Raw genomic sequence first — 17,245 nt, 5'->3', positions numbered from 1 at the left:
CCTCCTTTAAATGGACCCTAACAGTAGGAAAGAAATAACGAAGCCTAAGATCGCGTACATTTCCACCATGACTGAGAACATAACTCCTTTGAAAAAGTGTTCCGGTTTTTTAGCTAAAATTTGAATCCCTGATGCGGCCACTCTTCCTTGTGCGATCCCAGAGAACAATCCGGTAAAAGCTACCGGCAATGAAGCCATCAAATAGGCCATTCCGGTCACCGTCGACATCTCTGCTGCCAAACTGCCGTAGATCATAAAGGCAATCACAAAACCATACAAACCTTGGGTTCCTGGCAGTAACTGTAGAATCAGTGCCTGCCCAAATTTCTCAGGTTGATTCGTTGTCAACGCCGCAGCTGCTTCCCCTGTCATTCCAACACCCTTTGCTGAACCAATTCCAGAAAAAATCGTTGCGATTCCCATTCCTATAATCGCAAATACCATTCCACCGTTGTTATTAATCAAGTAATCAATCATCTTTCTTTCCTCCATTTTCTTTTTCAAAATCGACATATTTTTCACTCGGCTTAAAGGTGTCGAACGCCCGGCCGCCACCTGTAAAGAATTTGCCAAAAAATTCTACATATTGTAAACGCGCTGCATGCACGTAAGCACTTAGTAATGACAAAAAGATATTTAGCGCCTGTAAGATCACTAACAGGATGATCCCAACAGAAAATCGTGCTACCGGCGGCATATAGCCCACTAATAAATTAAAGGCAGCGGCGATACTGCCGCCAGAGATCCCTAACGCCATCAAACGACTATAGCTGACAAAATCGCCAATATAGCTTGTTACCCCATAGAGATCATAGATCCCCATGAAAAAACCGCCAACTTTGGACTTTCCTTTAATGATCGGCACAATCACGATCAGCAGCCCGCTAAGTCCTGCTATAATCAATCCTAATGTGACGAGTGCTGGGGCGGTAAAGAGCCAATTTCCGGCAGCAGCAACCAAAAGTCCCGCCAGCAAGCCTTGCCAAGAAAAGCCTTGATTGACAGCTGCTAAAAAATCTTTCTTGCGAATATTTTCCTTCGCGGCCAAATAAAGACCTGTAAACAATTGGATTCCTCCAAAAATCATGGATAATCCAAAAATAGCCATAAAGTCTTTCGCTGGCGATAACAAATGAAATGGCAAAGTCGCTCCGAAAAACGAGCCATAGATCAATCCCCAAATCATCGTAGGAACGGATAATGTTTGAAACAGCTTCATAAACCGTTTCGTCCCTTTAGGTAAACGGAAAAAGTGCAGGCCGATAGTGGTCACCAGTGCCATCAATCCGCCATAGCCCAAATCAGCAACCATCATCCCAAAGAAGACATAATAAAAAGGTGTCATCCAAGGCGTTGGGTCGATCTCATCATATTTAGGCAAACTATACATTTCCGTCAACATTTCAAATGGTTTGATAAACGAAGCGTTTTGCAATTTGACTGGAACTTGATTCGCAGTCAATTCTTCTAAGGTAGGTTCATTGAATGAGCAATAGACTTCGCCGTTAAAAGAATCTGCCAGCTCTTTTTCAAGAGTCTGTTGATCTTGTTGCGCGACCCAGCCTCTCAAAACAGTATGATGTTTGCCAGTGACCAATCGTTTTCGTACCATTTTTCGTTGTTCTTTTGTCAAAAAATATTCTTCTGCTTGCTGCAAACAAGCAATCTTAGTTTTATACGTGCCAATCTGATTTGCCAGCTGTTTTCGCTGATCCGCTAGCTCTCGCAGTTTTGCCTGGGCCTCGTGCAACAGCACTTTTGGTTTTTTCAGACTGTCCGTATTTTCTTTTTTTACACTATATCGCTGAAAAACATTCTCAACTTCTGCAGAAAGCTTCTTCGGGTAAAGACAACTGAAATTTGTCTTTTTTGTATCCGAATAAATCATTTCCAGGTAAACAGCATCAAGTTGTTTGAGGGTCGCTGATATGGCTTCCCAATGAGAACTTTCAACACTGCCACAAAAGAAAGTGGCAAATGCCAACTCTTTTTCTTCGAGAGAAACATCCAGGTTTTGCCATTCCATTCCCCAGGTTTCTGATTGAGAAGCGGCTTGCATCGCTTCATGATTTTTTTGCCATTGCAACTGCAACTCTTCAATTTGTTCGACAAGCGTCAAGACAGTTTGCTCTTGAAAGGAGTCTTCAAATGCAGGCAGTTGTAAAGATTGGCGTTGCCACTCTCGTATTTTGCCGCTTCCGCCTTGTCGCCGAATGAACAAGATTGCTTCTTGGATCCTGCGAAGCGTCTCTGCGTAGCTAGTCGCTGTCTCTTGTTGATAATCAGCAAAAAATTCTTTGAGCCATGGTTGATTTTCTGCATTTTCAAAGACATCTTCAATCTCAACCATCTGTAAGCTTTGCAGTTTTTTCAATAACCGCTCTTGATGGTTTTCGGGGGCGATCAAGGTCAGCTTACTTAGTTTCGTGACTGCCATAAGTTTGGATCACTCCTTCAACGATCTGATCGACCACTTGTTCTTGACAGCGACGAACATTTTCTTGGAGATCTGCAATAAACTGTTGTTTCTCTGCTTCGATCTGTTCCGTCGTTTTTTGCAACGTTTGTTGTAATTGTTGTTCAAGTGCGGACTGTTCACGCAGACATGCTGCTCTCAATTCAAGTACACGCTGTTGTAGTTCCTCCTGCTTCTCTTCTTCGTAATCAGACAGCGCTCGTTGCAATTGCTGCATCTGCTGTTGATTATAGGCTTCTGCCTCTTGCAGGCGTTTCAGTGCCTCTTCCATCAAAATATCCCTCCTATTGTCAAAGTAAACAAGACAATTGAAAAATAGACACAAAAAAGGCATACCTCGTAAAGAAGTATGCCTTCAAAAAAAAGATCGGCACGCCTTCAAGAATGTTCTCCTCACCCCTTGGAGAACGTGATCCTTGAAGCATCGAAATGCTCAACCTTTGTCTGTCTTCTATTCAATTCACTAAACAGTATAGCAAAAAAAGACGGACGATTCAAGTCAGTAAAGATTTCACTGAACCAATAATGACTTTAGCCTCTCTCACATTTATCCTTCTAATTTAAAAGCAGAGTAGTTCCGTTTTTGCCAGAATTATGTTACATCTATAGGGAAAGGATTGATTTTCTTTATGATTAGAACATTAGTTATTGCCAGTCACCCGTCCTATGACGACTCTTTATCTCAACGTTTTTTTAGCGAAAGTGCCAAGATGCCTAATGTCAGTGTTCATATGCTTGACAAAGTTGCGGGGGATTTTGATTTAGAGATTGAGTTAGAACGATTGCAAACGATCGATCGTCTGATTTTCCAGTTCCCCCTTTATTGGTACCAAGTTCCTGCAAAAATGAAATGTTGGATCGATACGGTTTGGGAGGCAGCCAAACCCTACTTATTAAATAAAGAAATCGGCTTTGCGCTTTCTACAGGCGTTGCAGCCAAAGAATTTCAACTAGGTGGAAAAGAAGGAGCCAGTTTTTCTGAAATTTTGCGACCTCTAACTTTAATGGCACAAAAATACCAAATGACCATCTTACCGGTTCTCGTTCTCGATCAGTTGATGTATAAAACAGAAAAAGAGAAACGGCGATTTGTGATCGACTACCAGCAGCTGCTGACAATGGAAGCCCCCTTTTCATTTGCTGCCAAACAACAGTGGTTTATTCAAAGACTAGAAGCATTGACAGCTGAAAATCCAAAACTCGCTCCTCTTCTCGATCAACTTATCCAAAATCAGGAAACCTTACTTGAATTAGATGAAGCTCTTGCTGAAATGGAGGCTTACGAATGAATGAGGCATGGATCCACTCCTTGATTGAAGAACAAACCGCGGAGACACTCAATTATCATGAGAAAGCCTTCTTGCAAGAATTAGAAGCGCTTTTGACACAACAACAAACACGAATTCAACTGAAGCAAGGCGAGTTGGACAGTAAATTATGGAATCCCCAAGACTGGTAAGACCATTTTTGACAACATGAAACGCCCAACAATTGATTGCTAAGCCCAGTAAACGACGTGGCTGAATGAAACAGAAACTTGAAAAATCTAAGTGTTCTGCTAGCACGTCTCTGATTCCTATTTCAACTAACATCTACTAAATGGTGAAATCCCCCAAAGAGGTCGCTAGTCAGCTAACTCTTTGGGGGATTTCTATCTCAGGTGGGTGTATTGTTTGGAGTCAGTTCTTTTTGGTTGCTTCAATATACGCTTGTTGTAGTTTAGCAGTCACAGCCCCTTGCTGTCCAGTTCCCACCGGATGACCATCGATACCAACAATTGGCACGATTTCCCAGACAGAATTGGTAATAAAACACTCATCAAATTCTGCTAATCGATCAATCGCAACGGCTTCTTCCTTAATTGGTAGTTTCAATTCCTGACACAAGCTTAAAACTTTCATTTTTGTGATCCCAGGTAAAACCAGATTGCCATCCGGATGCGTATACACCGTTCCTTTGGAAACAAACCATAAATTTGAAGCGGAGGCTTCCGTAAAAAAGCCCTCTCGATGCAGTAGTGCTTCATCATAACCATTGGACCGAGCCTCCTCTAAAGAGAGCAGATTCCCCAAAAGGCTTAATGATTTGATGTCACAATGAAGCCAACGCTGGTCAGGGATTAATGTGGCTTGAAGACCATTACGCTGCATGTCCACTGGACGATGGAATGGAATAACATTTGCAGTAAGGACACTTTTTATCGTCCCTTGAGGAGGAAAAACATGATTTCGCGGACTTAAAACCCCTCTTGTCACTTGCAAATACACTTCTCCGTCAGTGATTCCCTCAATGTCGATCAATGAACGTAATCTGTCTTTGAGAATGGTGGTTTCATAAGGCAATGTCATTTTTATTTTAGCGGCACTGTTCTCTAGTCGCTGCAAGTGCTCTTCGGCCATGAACATTTTTCCTTGATAAATGCGAATAACTTCGTAGATTCCGTCTCCATACTGGTAGCCGCGGTCTTCGATATCGATTTGAACCTCTTGTCGATCAACGATCTCTTCATTCCATAAGACTTTCATGATAGCCTTCCCTCACTTTGCGATTTTATCAAAATTTTTTTTGGTAGATATAGGATAGGTCTTTACTATACCATTTTTCACCAATTTTTTTAAAGCCATTTTTTTCGTAAAAGCGCTGGTTTCTAAGGGAATATGCTGGTGTTTCTAGTATCCAGTAATCGACGGGAAATCGTTTTTCAAATAATTGCCAAGCAAGAGTCCCAACCCCTTTACCAATAAAATCAGGGTCGAGACAAAAGTAGCAAATCTGGTGTTTACAAGGATTTGCCACAATCAAACCAATAATGCCATTTTCTTGCAGCAGGTAAAGACTGAGATCTGGATCTTGCTTCACTCGTTTCAATAATTCTCCATTATGATAGCCAGATGGACCGTCTCGTTTGTCTGCCCCCAAATGGCATGCGGTATCTGCATCAAAAGAGGCCCGTATTATTTTTGCTAGTACAAAATCTTCTTTGTCCCCTGCATATTCAACGATTTTCATTTTCTTTTCCTTCTTGCTTTACATGTTTTTGCTGTTGATAATAGCGGGTCAAAGTTCCTGCCATGGCCATCACGATCGAATAGACCGGCAGCGCAACGATCATTCCTACAAATCCTAATAAATTCCCGGCGATCAATAATAAGAAGACGGCAATGATAGGATGGATATGCAGCACTTTATTCATGACGATTGGTGAAACAACATACGACTCGCCAAATTGAATGATCGTAATGCCAATAACTAACAAGACTGCTGTTTTCATATCTTGACTCAGAGCAAACAAGAATGCTGGTGCCGCGCCGATAAAAGGACCAAAATACGGAATGATATCTAGAACACCACAGATTAATCCTAGTAACAAGGCATTTTGCAAGCCTAAAAATGTAAAGATTAGATAGCTGAAGACGCCAACATACAAACAGACAAGTAGCTTTCCGCTAATATATGCTGAAGCAGCTTGATGAAAATCTTGACACAACTGTAGAATAAGAGAGCGAAATTTTTTTGGTGCTTTCGAGACCAAAAGATCAGGAACCTTATGTCCATCTTTAAACATATAAACCAATAGCAACGGAATCGTGAACAAAACAATCGCTGAATGAGAGACGATTGCTACCAAACTTGTCAGACTATTCGTAGCCCCAGTGATAAACTGAGCAGCGAGATTACTGATTTGGTTGATATCCAATGAATCTAACAGTGGACCAAATAATTCCTCAAAAGAAGAATGATCGATATTGTCAATGATTCTGTTGATGATGTAAGGAATCTGATTGATAAAACGTGCCATTTCGTTAATCAGTGCCGGACCGATCACCTGAATGATTAAATAAGCAGCAAAGAGGATCAGAAGCAATGTGACATAAAGAGCGAGATGTTGATTGCTGCTCCTTTTTTTGATCAAATTGAAAAAAGGCAAAAAGATATAAAAAATAAATACAGAAATCAAAACGGGTAAAAAGACACTAGCAAAAATGGCTTCTAGTGGGCGGAAGACAAACAGAATATTTGAATAGATCCATATGCCTAGTCCCACCAAACAAATAAACACAAGTACTGCAAATAATTTCGACTTTTTTAATAGCTCCAAAGAAAAACCTCCTGTTTTTTTGTTAAACAATCATTACTAGTTTAGCATATTCACTATGTCTTAACCGATTTTTTTGTCACAAAAACAAAATTTCAATAAAATTATTTCATTAATGTTATTAAATTTGACGTTTTCTAAGTTCCCGCTAGAAAAATGAAACAAGAGGTTTGCTATAGACAAGTCCTTGCTACGATCAAAAAAACTAGTGGCATCAGTCTGATAAACCTTCGATCACAACAGTCAAGATCAGCCATTATAAGACGACATCCAGAGGACGGCTTCTTTAGTGATCGAGTGTGTCTTCTTGGTTAAGACTTATGCCACTAGTTTTTCCTACTTCTTTTCTTACTTATTTACCAACTTACTTCCCTGTTTACTTTCCTACTTCTTTTCCTATTATTTGTTAGGAAGATAGACCTTCACTAACTTTGTTAGCGGCATATAAAAAGGCGACCGCATGACTTTTCTCCACTGTTTGGAACCCGCAAGCTTCGTAGAAAGCCCGCGTTTTTTTCGTATCGTCAGTTAATAAAATTTTTTGACGAATTTTCGGGTAGTCTCCTACTATTTTTTTTAGTAACGTTTGCCCGATTCCCTGCCGCTGGAATTCTTTCAATACGAGTAAATCTTGGATATACAAAATCGTTTGCTGATCCGTTATTCCTCGCACCAAACCAACTAAGCGCTCTTGCTGCCAAGCAGTGATCACGTGGGATTGCTGAAGTGCTGCCCACAAGACTTCTGGTTCGCGAATATACAAGGACCAGCCAGCATCTTGATACAACGAAAGGACTTGTTGTGGGTCCTCTGGAAGGTGTTTGCTATAGTGAATCGTTGATGAATTGTTTTCTTTCTTTTGAATTGCTGTTCCTTGGCCGTTCTCTGAGACAGCTAGCCATTGGTTATACGTGAGGCTAGTAAAGTGTTCTTTTCTTTGTTCATTTAACAGAGGAACCTCGACTGTTTGAGTTAACTGATAGACAAAACCGCATTTCTGTTGGACGCGCCAAGATTGTTCATTACCATCATAATAGCCTGCCCAAACCGTTAGCTTCGGTTCCCTGGCAAACTGATCAGCAAGGATTGCAGTCAACGCCTCCACTGTATAGCCTTGTCCCCAGTAAGCTTTCCCGATCCAGTAGCCTACTTCAACTGCAGGCGGGAGCATAAATTCTTTGCTGATTGGCATAATACCAATACTGCCAATCGGCGTGCCATCTTTCAGACAAATAGCATAAGTCGTTTCATTCGTGTTAAAAACATCCGTAATAATTGTTTCGCTTTCTGCCACAGATTGATGCGGCGACCAGCCGGCTCTTGGGCCGATAGCAGGATCTTTTGCCAACTCAAACAACTCTTTGGCATCAGAATTCTGCCAATGTCTTAAAATTAAACGCGTTGTTTCTATCATCTCTTTCCCCTCTTTCGGACCTTTGCTGTGAGCATCCTATATATTTATTGCAATTCTAGCGCTATTTCTACCATTATTGGAAACACTTGTGTATTGTTGCAAAATAGCTTGATTTTTACTGAAAGTTATCTTCGCTAGCTTATTTCCTGCGATCAATTACGTTTGCGCGCCGTCGCCTTTCGCAAATGCTTGCCTTTCCTTCGCTTGTTTTCTTAATTTCTTTTGCGCTTTCTTCGATCCACGGTCGATATCTCGGTTAAATTTCCGTTCTGCAAATGAATGGAACAGACTCTCCAGGTCATACCCTGCTGGATATAATTCTTCTCTAGACATCAGAAGCTTGACTCTTCTAGTGGGAACGATAACCAATGATTCATCCAGCAAAATCTGTGCTTGATTGCTTTCTAAATAAGCATAAAACAAGCCCGTTTGATTTGTCTCTGTGTAAGAGATGCGATCGCCTTTTTTTAAAGTAGCCACGGATACTTGCTGTCGTTCTTTCTGGATGCCTTTAAATACTGCTTTTTCCGTTGGATACTGTTTCGTTTCTAAGTATCGTTGTGCTTTAGCAACGATTTCTTTAGAGACTGACATCTTTTCTGCGATCCAAAAGGCATTACTGGTACCCACAGCATCAGAAAGCAGCCGATATTTAGGTGTCAATGTTTCTGGATCAAAAGCCATTGCAGCCGTATGGAAATCTTGATGATCAATAGCAAACTGTTTGATTTCCCCATAGTGGGTAGTAGCGATCAAAAGCGCACCTGAATGATAGATGGCTTCCATGATCGCAATCGCTAAAGCAGCTCCTTCATTTGGCTCTGTTCCGCTGCCGATCTCATCCAGCAATACAATGCTTTGCCGTGAAGCATGCTTGACGATTTGGGCAATGTTGTTCATATGTCCCGAAAAGGTACTTAATGCGTTCGCTAAACTTTGTTGATCCCCAATATCCATCCACAGATTTTTCAAAAATGGAACCTGACTTCCCCCAGCATGTGAAGGAAAGAGACCATAGTGCGCCATCACACAAACCAGTGCCACAGTTTTTAACACCACTGTCTTCCCACCGGCATTGGGACCTGTGATCACCAGACAGCGAGCATCGTAACCAAGTTGTAATGACAGAGGAACTGCTGCTGCTCCTAACAATGGGTGTCGAACTTCCTGTAAGTCGATTACTTCTGCTTCATTGATTTCTAGCGGAACACCATGAATTTCACGACAGTATTTTGCTCGAGCAAAGATGATGTCCAATTCAACCAATACATCCAGACAGGTAAAAATCTCTGTTAAGTTTTCTGCAAGCAGTCCAGTCAATCCAGCTAAAATTTGATACTCCTCGGCAGTCTCCTCTGCTTTGGCCATTATCAAGCGATCGTTCAAGCGAATCGCTGCTTCTGGTTCAATGAAAACTGTTGCCCGTTTATTGGAGCGTTCAATAATCTGCCCTTTGATCTGATGTTGAAATTCGGAGCGCACAGGTAGTGTGTAGCGATCATTTTTTTGAATGATTCGTGCATCTTGTAATAGTCGTGGATCTTGCAAAAACTTTGAAAAGACTTTTTTCAATTCTGCTTCATGCTTGGCCATTTGTCCCCGGATTTTCCTAAGTTCACGACTGGCATCGGTGTCAATCCGGCCATTTCGGATTTTGTCAAAAATTGTTTGTGCGGTGTCTGAAAAGTCCGTTAATCCTTGCGCATAGCCAGTAAGCCGCGGTGTCTGCCACTGGTTTTTTTCAAACATCTGACGGATCAATCGAAAAGACCGTAAAAAGTCTCCATAATCGATCAATTCTCTCGGCTCTAAAATCAAGCCTTTTTCGATTTTTGTCGTATGATGCAAAATATCAGACAGGCCCATGAATGGCACTTGTTGCCCAGAGCCTAAGAGGGCCATTGCTTCTTGTGTTTCCGCTAGTCTTTTTCTAGCGGAATGAATAGAAGAGGCCGGTTGTTGTTCGGCAAATCGTTGCTTGCCATAATCACTAAGGATTCGTTGACTAACAGTTGTTTTAATTGTGTCAAATTCAGTTTCTTGTGGGATATTCATATGAGGTCCTTTCTTGTGCCCGTGAAACGTCTCTCCTCCACGTTCAAAAAAAGTGTACAAAAAAGGTGACAGTTCCCCATCACCTGTTTTTATCAATAACGATTTTGATCGGTATCTGCAGGCACAACAAATAAACTTAGTATTGTTTATTTGTTTAAATTTGCTAGTTAGATACCTAAGACACTCATCAAGAGACCTCTTTCTTTTTTTGAACGATTTTCTTTATTTTAGTATATCTATGATCGAATTGTCAACATCATCTATTCTGCCGGTTCATTATGTGTTTGCATATCCAATTCAGAATGTAATCGCTGGATCGCTAGCTGTCGTTCCTCATCAGAGATTGCTTGGTAAGAAATCCCTGCTTCTCCTTGCAAGCCATCTCCCGTAAATCCTGTCCCCTGTATTTGATAGAGATCAACTGTTGTTAGGGCAGTCTGGTAACTCGTTATTAATCGTGAGATCTGCTGAAAAGTGAGATCCGTTTGGCCGTTTTCTCCAACGATCGACATGAGCTCTTGGTACTGGAACAAACTTGACAGAGACAGCAATTCTTTAGCAAGGAGCTCAGTCACTTGTCGTTGTCGTCTCTGCCGGCCATAATCCCCTTCTGGATCATCTTTACGCATCCGAGTATACTGAAGTGCTGCCCAACCATCTAATTGAAGCTCCCCCTCTGGGTAATGAATTTTCTCAGCCGTAAACTCAAAATCGTTGTAAACTGTGATTCCGCCAATCGCATCTACAAGATCTGCCATGCCATCCATATTGATCGAGAAATAATGATGAATTGGGATCTGTAAAAATTTTTCGATCGAAGCGATCATCATTTCGGCGCCCCCAAATGAGTGGGCATGATTGATTTTATCTTTGAAACCTTTACCAACAATCTCTACATAAGCATCACGAGGAATACTTGTAATGGATGTCCGCTTATTTTTTGGATTCAATGTCACGATCATGATCGTGTTCGCACGATAGTCTGTTTTTCGCTTTGAATCATTTGCGATACCCAAAAGGAGCAGACTTAGGGGTTCTACCTCTTCAATTACTGTTGCTTCTCGCCCTTTAATCGGTGCGTGCATGGTTTGAACCGTTTGTTCTGCACGAAGAACGATGCGCAGCGCATAGACTGTTCCAACGGTCACAAGCAGTGTTAAACTAACCAAAAGCGTCAGCCACACTTTCTTTCCATTCGTCATGGTCTTCTCCTTTGCTTGAATTTATCGGATAAATTGTTACTTTTACTCGTAAGAATCCTTTCAGTCCATTCATAAGTCATCAATGTGATCCCACTTGCTAAACAGATACTTGCGAGGGTATCGCTTGGGTAATGAACGCCTAAATAAAAGCGGGAAAATATTACTAAAAGAATGAAAGAGCCGCCGAGGATAGCCAACAGACCTTTTTTCTTAAACAAAAATCGAGTGAAAAGCAAACAGGTAGTCACCAGTGTAACAGCTAGCAGGGTATGGCCACTGGGAAAGCTGTATGAATCGCGAACCATCCCAGCTTCTAGGACTGGGCGTGGCCGCTGAATCAGCCATTTCATCACTTGACCGATACCACTCACCACAATCAGATTTCCTATTCCCCAGATTGCCCAAACTCGTTGCTGCTTTTTCCATAAATAGATGCCCAAAAGCAGAAATAAACCAGTTATTGGTAGGATCGTAGCAGTCGAAGCGATGCCCAACATGATTTGGTCTCCTAAAGCAGTGCGCATCTGAGGCAAATTCCAAAAGAGTCGGTCCATCCTTTGAAACCAGTGTGGCTGATGCAAGACTAGGATCGTCAATAAAAAAAACAATGCAATAAAGCTAAGACTGACCGTCATCCGACGAGTTCGATTGAACATTTTAGTAAACTCCTTTAATTTATTGGGAAAGTTTTTTTCGGGGCATACGCCTTCTCCAGCCCAAAAATAATGCCTAAAGAGAGACCAACTGCAATCAGCGAGGTCCCACCTTGACTCAGAAATGGTAGTGGAATACCCGTCAAAGGCAGTAATCCAATCGCCGCCCCGATATTTTCAAAAATTTGAAAAACCAAACCAAAAACAAACGTGATCGATAGATAGACCGAGGCTTTATTATTTGTCCGCAATGCTGCAAAAATGATCTGATAAATCAAATAAAAATAGAGAAAAATCACTAATGAACTGCCTAAAAATCCAAATGATTCTCCGATGACTGTAAAGATCATATCGGATTCACGCACAGGAACGTAGACAGGAATGTGCGTGTCACTTGCCCCGAGGAGACCACCTGAACCAATTGCCCACATACTTTGTACTTGTTGGTAAGCAATCGAGTCTTGATAAGCAAAAGGATCTGCCCAAGCTTTGACTCGATCCAATTGATAGGGTTTAAAATGCAATCGAAACAACATCGTATTCCCCCAATCAGTAAAGACTAATAGCAATAACAGTCCGCCAACCACAGCCAATACCGTAAAAATTACTGTCAACAGTTTCCAATGGACACCGGAAATAACAAATAGTGCGCCGAGCATTACGATGAAAACCAAACTAGTACCAAAGTCCCGTTGCATATACATCAATAGAAAAGTCGGCAAACTATAAAGCACTATTTTTAGAATGTAGAAACAGTCAGATTTGATTGTTCGCTGAATCTGTCTTTTTTCATATAAGAGTGTGAGATACACCATAAACAATACAAAAGCCAATTTCATAATCTCAGAAGGCTGCAATGTGAAACTGCCGATCCGGATCCAACGTTTTGTATGGGTCAACTCAAACATGACGGGATCATAAAACCAGTACAATAATGTCATCAATCCTAGAGAAAGAACATAAAAGATGCCAGAGAACCGCAATAAAAAAGTCGTCGAAAGTAAACTGCCCGCAAACAATGCGATTGCGGCAATGATGCAAAAAAAGAGTTGCCGCACAACAACCGGTCCCGGATCAATGCCATCCAGCACACTGGCACCATATTGAACCGCAATACTCAATAAAAAAAGTAAGAAAACCGGCAGAATCAGTGCATAATTCACTTCATGTCGTTTGAAGTACTTCATTTGCTTCCCTCCCTCTTTCCAATTTGAGGCAAATACCAAAAGCAAACGAAAGAATAAAGTAACTGGAGCCACCATAACTAATAAATGGTAAAGGAACCCCTGTCATAGGCATTAACCCTAAGATACTTGCGATGTTGATACTTGTTTGCAATAACAACAATGTGGCAGTTCCTAATAGAATCAAGCCTATTTGTGAATCAATAGCTGTTGCCGAACGAATAAACAGGCGCAACACAATTAGAAATAATAATCCAATTACAAAAATCCCTACCAAAAGGCCAAGCTCCTCTACCAATACCGAAAAAATGAAGTCTGTCTCCGCAACGGGTAAGAACCCTTTTTTCGTGATGCTATTGCCTAAACCCAACCCGCTTAATCCGCCATTGAATAATGCATAATAGGAATGAATCATTTGGAAACCTTGTCCATATGGGTCAGAAAATGGATCTCCAACAAGTTGGATCCGGTTGTATACATGCATGAAGAATTGTGGTAACCAGCCGTGTTGTCCTAAAAAGAGGACGACACCTCCTAAAAGAAATAAACTGGAAATCAGTGCAGTAAATAGCAGGAATGTGACTTTGACTGGCACTTGAACAGTCGTGATCATAACAAAAGCCAAAAATAGTAAAATCATTACTCCTGCAACTTTAGGCTGCATTAGAACCAGCCCACAACATAGAAATAAGAGAAAGAGCGGCTTTTTTAATTCATTGAAAGATCGTTTGTCCTTAAAATAGTTTGCCAAATAAAGAATCATACCGACATTTGTTATTTCTGAAGGCTGAAACTGAATGCCAAAAATCGAAATCCAGCGCTGAGCACCGTTAACTGATACCCCGAAAAATGGCAGGTAGGCCAACAGTAACATGACAATGCCAAAGGCCAATAGTCCCACCGCTAACTTTTTGCTTAACAAAATTTCGACGCGGGTTTTTTGAATCAAAAGAATCATTCCCCAACTCAACAGCAGAAAAATCAGTTGTCGCTGGAACAACGCGGCCGGTGCACCCCCAGCAGTCATCAACCGGTAAGAACTTGCACTATAAATCATTAAAAGACCGATGATACTCAACAGCAAATAAGCTGTGATAAGTAACCAATCGATCTTTCTCTTTTTACTCATATCGTCCACTCCTTCCCTTGGAGCAGGTGATTTCAGACGTTATTTATTTTATCCATTTACGTTTTGAAACATACTCAAGAAAAGAAAAAAAAGCCAAACTTCTCTCAAGACGTTCGACTTCGCAAGCAATCTCATCGTCCGAGTTTTGGCACTATACAACGTAAAGAAGAAGCAAATTAGTAGTATTTATTTCTTCTTAGCTATTTTATGAAGAGCCTTAATCCGACAATTCCTGTTTTACACATTGGCGTCTTTCGACGTTTCTGCGCAATAGCTTATGTTTGTATAGGAGCCTCACCTAACAAGGTTATCCGTTATTTTTATTCATCCTGAATGTTACCTTTTGTTCCTCATGATGACAACTGAATTCCGCAATTTTGTGTTTTTCTTTAATTATTCTTAAACATCTTTAAGCAATTGACTAATTCCCCTGTTTTCTCACAGCTCATTGAATCGCTGCCTTTTTTAGTTAGAGATTTCTCGTTATTTTCAGGACAAAAAAACTGCAACAGCCATTTGCCATCGATCCATCGAGACCCAATCAACTGGCAACTATTTGACTGAAGTTCAGCCATCAGCTGCAATGATCATGGATCAAAAATGAATCAAATTGGTAAACGGCGTTGCAGTCATTCCTTGTACCTATTTAAAGGATCAGTCCGCATTTGATTATTGGCGAATCAAATAATCAAATGCGCCTAACGCTGCTGTTGCTCCTGAACCCATCGAAATAATAATTTGCTTGTAGGCACTGTCTGTACAATCTCCGGCAGCAAAAACTCCAGCAAGATCTGTAGTTCCATGTTTGTCGACAATGATTTCATTGCGTTCATTCAAAGCCACTCGATCTTTCAGCCATTCTGTATTCGGCATCAAGCCAATCAAAATAAAGACGCCTTCCACAGCTAAAGTGGCTTCACGATTTGTCTGCCGATCCACATAAGTCAGCTGCTCCACATGATCGGAACCCGCAATTTCTTTGGTTGCAGCATTGGTGATGACCGTCACGTTTTCCAATGTTGCTAGTCGTTTTTGTAAAACAAGGTCTGCTTTTAATTCCGGCAAGAACTCCAATACATAGACATGTTTTGCCATACCTGCCAAATCAATCGCTGCTTCAATACCAGAATTACCGCCACCAATAACTGCCACTTCTTTACCAGCAAACAACGGACCATCGCAGTGAGGGCAATAAGCGACCCCTTTATTTTTAAACTCTTGCTCTCCCGGAACGTTAATGTTCCGCCACCGTGCACCAGTGGCAAGGATCGCTGTCTTTGTTTTCAAAACAGCACCATTCTCTAATTCCACTTCCACGAATTCATTTTTGCGGATATCTTTGGCACGTTGTCCTTTCATGACATCTACATTATACTCATTGACATGTTCTTCCACTTGACGCATTAATTTTGGTCCTTCTGTGTAAGGTGTACCGATCATGTTTTCGATTCCTAATGTTTCCATCACTTGACCACCGAAAGTTTCCACCACCATGCCTGTATTGATCCCTTTACGGGCAGCGTAGACAGCAGCACTTGCACCCGCTGGACCGCCCCCTACGACCAACACGTCAAACAGGTCTTTATCTGCAAACGAGTCTTTGCTAGTCGGACCAGCAGCTTGTTCAAGTAATTGTTCGATCGTCTGACGACCGCTAGCGAATTCTTCCCCGTTCAAAAAGACGGTTGGTACGGCCATAATTTTTTTGGCATCTACTTCCGCTTTGAACATACCACCTTCGATCATCGTATGACTGATATTCGGATTCAAGACAGCCATGATATTCAACGCCTGTACGACATCCGGACAATTATGGCACGTCAGACTAACATATGTCTCAAAATGCAAAGGCTGAGAGATTTGTTTGATACGGTCTTGAATCGCTTGTTCGACCTTTGGCGCCCGGCCACTAACTTGCAATAAAGCTAAAATAAATGAAGTAAATTCATGCCCGAGTGGAAGACCTGCAAAAGCAATGCCACTGTCGATACCTGGTTGCATAATTGTAAAGCTGGGTGTCCGATCTGCAGTTACTTCTTCGATCGTAATACGTTCGGACATTTCTGCGATTTCTTCTAAGAAATCACGAACTTTTTGTGAGGCGTCATCAGTACCAAGACTAGCTGCGAAAACAATTTCAGATTCCAGCATTGCCAGATACTGTTTCAGTTGTTCTTTAATTCCATTATCTAAAGCCATGTCAACCTCCTATATTTTTCCAACTAGATCAAGACTTGGTGTTAAGGTGTCTTCTCCTTCTTTCCATTTAGCTGGGCAAACTTCACCTGGATGTGTCCGCACGTATTGGGCAGCACGAATTTTGTCGATCAATCCACTAGCATCGCGTCCAATTCCATCCGCATTGATTTCAACCGTTTGAACAACGCCATCAGGATCGATAATAAAAGTACCTCGTTGCGAAAGGCCACTTTCTTCATCCAGTACATCAAAAATACGAGAGATCGTGTGAGAAGGGTCAGCAACCATAATGTATTCGATCTTGCTGATTGCATCAGAGTGATCATGCCATGCTTTGTGGGTATAGTGAGTATCTGTCGAAACAGAATAAACTTCAGTTCCTAGTTCTTTCAATGCTGCATATTGACCTTGTAGATCTTCTAATTCCGTTGGACATACAAATGAAAAATCTGCTGGGTAAAAGCAAACCACATTCCATTTTCCTTTGAAATCTTCAGATGAAACGTCGATAAATTTTCCGTTGTGATAAGCTTGTGCTTCAAATGACTCAATTTCTTTTCCAATTAATGACATAGCGATTCCTCCAATTAGAATTATTATTTGAGAATAATCTCTCTTAATTATTAGTCTAAAGCCAGTGAAATTGCAATAGTCTCTTTGCATTTTTTTAAACAAAATGAATTTCTCCTCATAAATGAGCGTTTCACTTTCATTTTAAAATGATTTCTGGGAAAATAAATAGATTCACTTTTCTAACAATTATATCCTCAAGGTTACTCATTCTCATTTACAAGGATATTTTCTCAATAACTTTAAGTCACTTTTCACTTTGTCAAG

General features: G+C 41.1%; 16 protein-coding genes, 1 pseudogene, 1 riboswitch and 1 other annotated feature. Of the genes and pseudogenes, 2 read left to right on the top strand and 15 right to left on the bottom strand.

The window, feature by feature from the left end:
• Window positions 1-6 precede the first annotated feature (6 nt).
• Genes IGJ28_RS10625 through IGJ28_RS10615 form a run of 3 tightly spaced genes read right to left on the bottom strand, consistent with a single transcriptional unit; the run spans window position 7 to window position 2,747 of the window.
• On the bottom strand, window positions 7-477 hold the full coding sequence (locus IGJ28_RS10625; protein WP_003126713.1) for a V-type ATP synthase subunit K: 471 nt from the start codon (window positions 475-477) through the stop codon (window positions 7-9).
• A complete protein-coding gene (locus IGJ28_RS10620) occupies window positions 470-2,437 on the bottom strand; it encodes a V-type ATP synthase subunit I (protein WP_103301102.1) in 1,968 nt (655 codons plus the stop codon). Before IGJ28_RS10620 ends, IGJ28_RS10625 begins: the two co-directional genes overlap by 8 nt.
• Window positions 2,415-2,747 carry a hypothetical protein gene (locus IGJ28_RS10615; RefSeq protein WP_029486849.1) on the bottom strand — a complete coding sequence of 111 codons (333 nt, stop codon included), beginning with the start codon at window positions 2,745-2,747 and terminating at the stop codon, window positions 2,415-2,417. The genes IGJ28_RS10620 and IGJ28_RS10615 overlap by 23 nt, the downstream gene beginning before the upstream one ends.
• A gap of 116 nt (window positions 2,748-2,863) precedes the next feature.
• Window positions 2,864-2,915: a sequence feature (sodium ion sensor (DUF1646 type); this cis-regulatory element may regulate processes involved in with the transportation of sodium ions), on the bottom strand.
• Between the two features lie 178 nt (window positions 2,916-3,093).
• Between IGJ28_RS10615 and IGJ28_RS10610 the strand changes: the two genes are divergently transcribed.
• Entirely contained in the window at window positions 3,094-3,765 is a 672-nt protein-coding gene (locus IGJ28_RS10610; RefSeq protein ID WP_034706861.1) for an NAD(P)H-dependent oxidoreductase, read from the top strand.
• Window positions 3,762-3,935 (top strand): hypothetical protein, encoded by a 174-nt coding sequence (locus IGJ28_RS10605; RefSeq protein WP_167757188.1) that lies wholly within the window; start codon window positions 3,762-3,764, stop codon window positions 3,933-3,935. Before IGJ28_RS10610 ends, IGJ28_RS10605 begins: the two co-directional genes overlap by 4 nt.
• Window positions 3,936-4,155: 220 nt before the next feature.
• Here the strand turns inward: IGJ28_RS10605 and dat are convergent, their stop codons facing one another.
• The 12 genes and pseudogenes from dat to ahpC all read right to left on the bottom strand — a co-directional run bounded on the left by dat (window position 4,156) and on the right by ahpC (window position 16,981).
• Entirely contained in the window at window positions 4,156-5,001 is an 846-nt protein-coding gene (dat, locus tag IGJ28_RS10600) for a D-amino-acid transaminase (RefSeq protein ID WP_103301101.1), read from the bottom strand.
• A gap of 28 nt (window positions 5,002-5,029) precedes the next feature.
• Window positions 5,030-5,485, bottom strand: coding sequence for a GNAT family N-acetyltransferase (locus IGJ28_RS10595; protein WP_156248306.1), 456 nt, complete (start codon window positions 5,483-5,485; stop codon window positions 5,030-5,032).
• Window positions 5,472-6,575: an AI-2E family transporter gene (locus tag IGJ28_RS10590; protein ID WP_003126723.1), complete on the bottom strand. Its 1,104-nt coding sequence runs from the start codon at window positions 6,573-6,575 to the stop codon at window positions 5,472-5,474. The genes IGJ28_RS10595 and IGJ28_RS10590 overlap by 14 nt, the downstream gene beginning before the upstream one ends.
• Window positions 6,576-6,978: 403 nt before the next feature.
• Window positions 6,979-7,407: a GNAT family N-acetyltransferase gene (locus tag IGJ28_RS10585; protein WP_060814369.1), complete on the bottom strand. Its 429-nt coding sequence runs from the start codon at window positions 7,405-7,407 to the stop codon at window positions 6,979-6,981.
• Window positions 7,408-7,566: 159 nt separating this feature from the next.
• Window positions 7,567-7,986 (bottom strand): annotated as a pseudogene (locus IGJ28_RS10580) (GNAT family N-acetyltransferase); the annotation flags it as partial.
• Between the two features lie 156 nt (window positions 7,987-8,142).
• Entirely contained in the window at window positions 8,143-10,041 is a 1,899-nt protein-coding gene (locus tag IGJ28_RS10575) for an endonuclease MutS2 (protein WP_252712020.1), read from the bottom strand.
• 260 nt (window positions 10,042-10,301) lie between these two features.
• Window positions 10,302-11,243: an LCP family glycopolymer transferase gene (locus IGJ28_RS10570; RefSeq protein WP_195971399.1), complete on the bottom strand. Its 942-nt coding sequence runs from the start codon at window positions 11,241-11,243 to the stop codon at window positions 10,302-10,304.
• The gene (locus IGJ28_RS10565) at window positions 11,240-11,899 is read right to left on the bottom strand and encodes a phosphatase PAP2 family protein (RefSeq protein WP_003126728.1); all 660 of its coding nucleotides are present in this window, start codon (window positions 11,897-11,899) and stop codon (window positions 11,240-11,242) included. Before IGJ28_RS10565 ends, IGJ28_RS10570 begins: the two co-directional genes overlap by 4 nt.
• A 14-nt stretch (window positions 11,900-11,913) precedes the next feature.
• A complete protein-coding gene (locus tag IGJ28_RS10560; RefSeq protein WP_195971397.1) occupies window positions 11,914-13,083 on the bottom strand; it encodes an FtsW/RodA/SpoVE family cell cycle protein in 1,170 nt (389 codons plus the stop codon).
• On the bottom strand, window positions 13,061-14,209 hold the full coding sequence (locus IGJ28_RS10555) for an FtsW/RodA/SpoVE family cell cycle protein (RefSeq protein WP_195971395.1): 1,149 nt from the start codon (window positions 14,207-14,209) through the stop codon (window positions 13,061-13,063). The genes IGJ28_RS10560 and IGJ28_RS10555 overlap by 23 nt, the downstream gene beginning before the upstream one ends.
• Window positions 14,210-14,332: 123 nt before the next feature.
• Window positions 14,333-14,522: riboswitch (M-box (ykoK) riboswitch) on the bottom strand.
• A gap of 356 nt (window positions 14,523-14,878) precedes the next feature.
• Window positions 14,879-16,408, bottom strand: coding sequence for an alkyl hydroperoxide reductase subunit F (gene ahpF, locus IGJ28_RS10550; protein WP_021149608.1), 1,530 nt, complete (start codon window positions 16,406-16,408; stop codon window positions 14,879-14,881).
• A 9-nt stretch (window positions 16,409-16,417) separates the two neighbouring features.
• Window positions 16,418-16,981 (bottom strand): alkyl hydroperoxide reductase subunit C, encoded by a 564-nt coding sequence (gene ahpC, locus IGJ28_RS10545; RefSeq protein ID WP_003126733.1) that lies wholly within the window; start codon window positions 16,979-16,981, stop codon window positions 16,418-16,420.
• Window positions 16,982-17,245 lie beyond the last annotated feature (264 nt).

The organism is Enterococcus sp. AZ091, from assembly GCF_051714805.1.
Classification (GTDB): Bacteria; Bacillota; Bacilli; order Lactobacillales; family Enterococcaceae; genus Enterococcus_D; species Enterococcus_D gallinarum.
The sequence above is the reverse complement of the archived record's forward strand: the minus strand, read 5'-3'. Positions and strand labels throughout refer to the sequence as shown.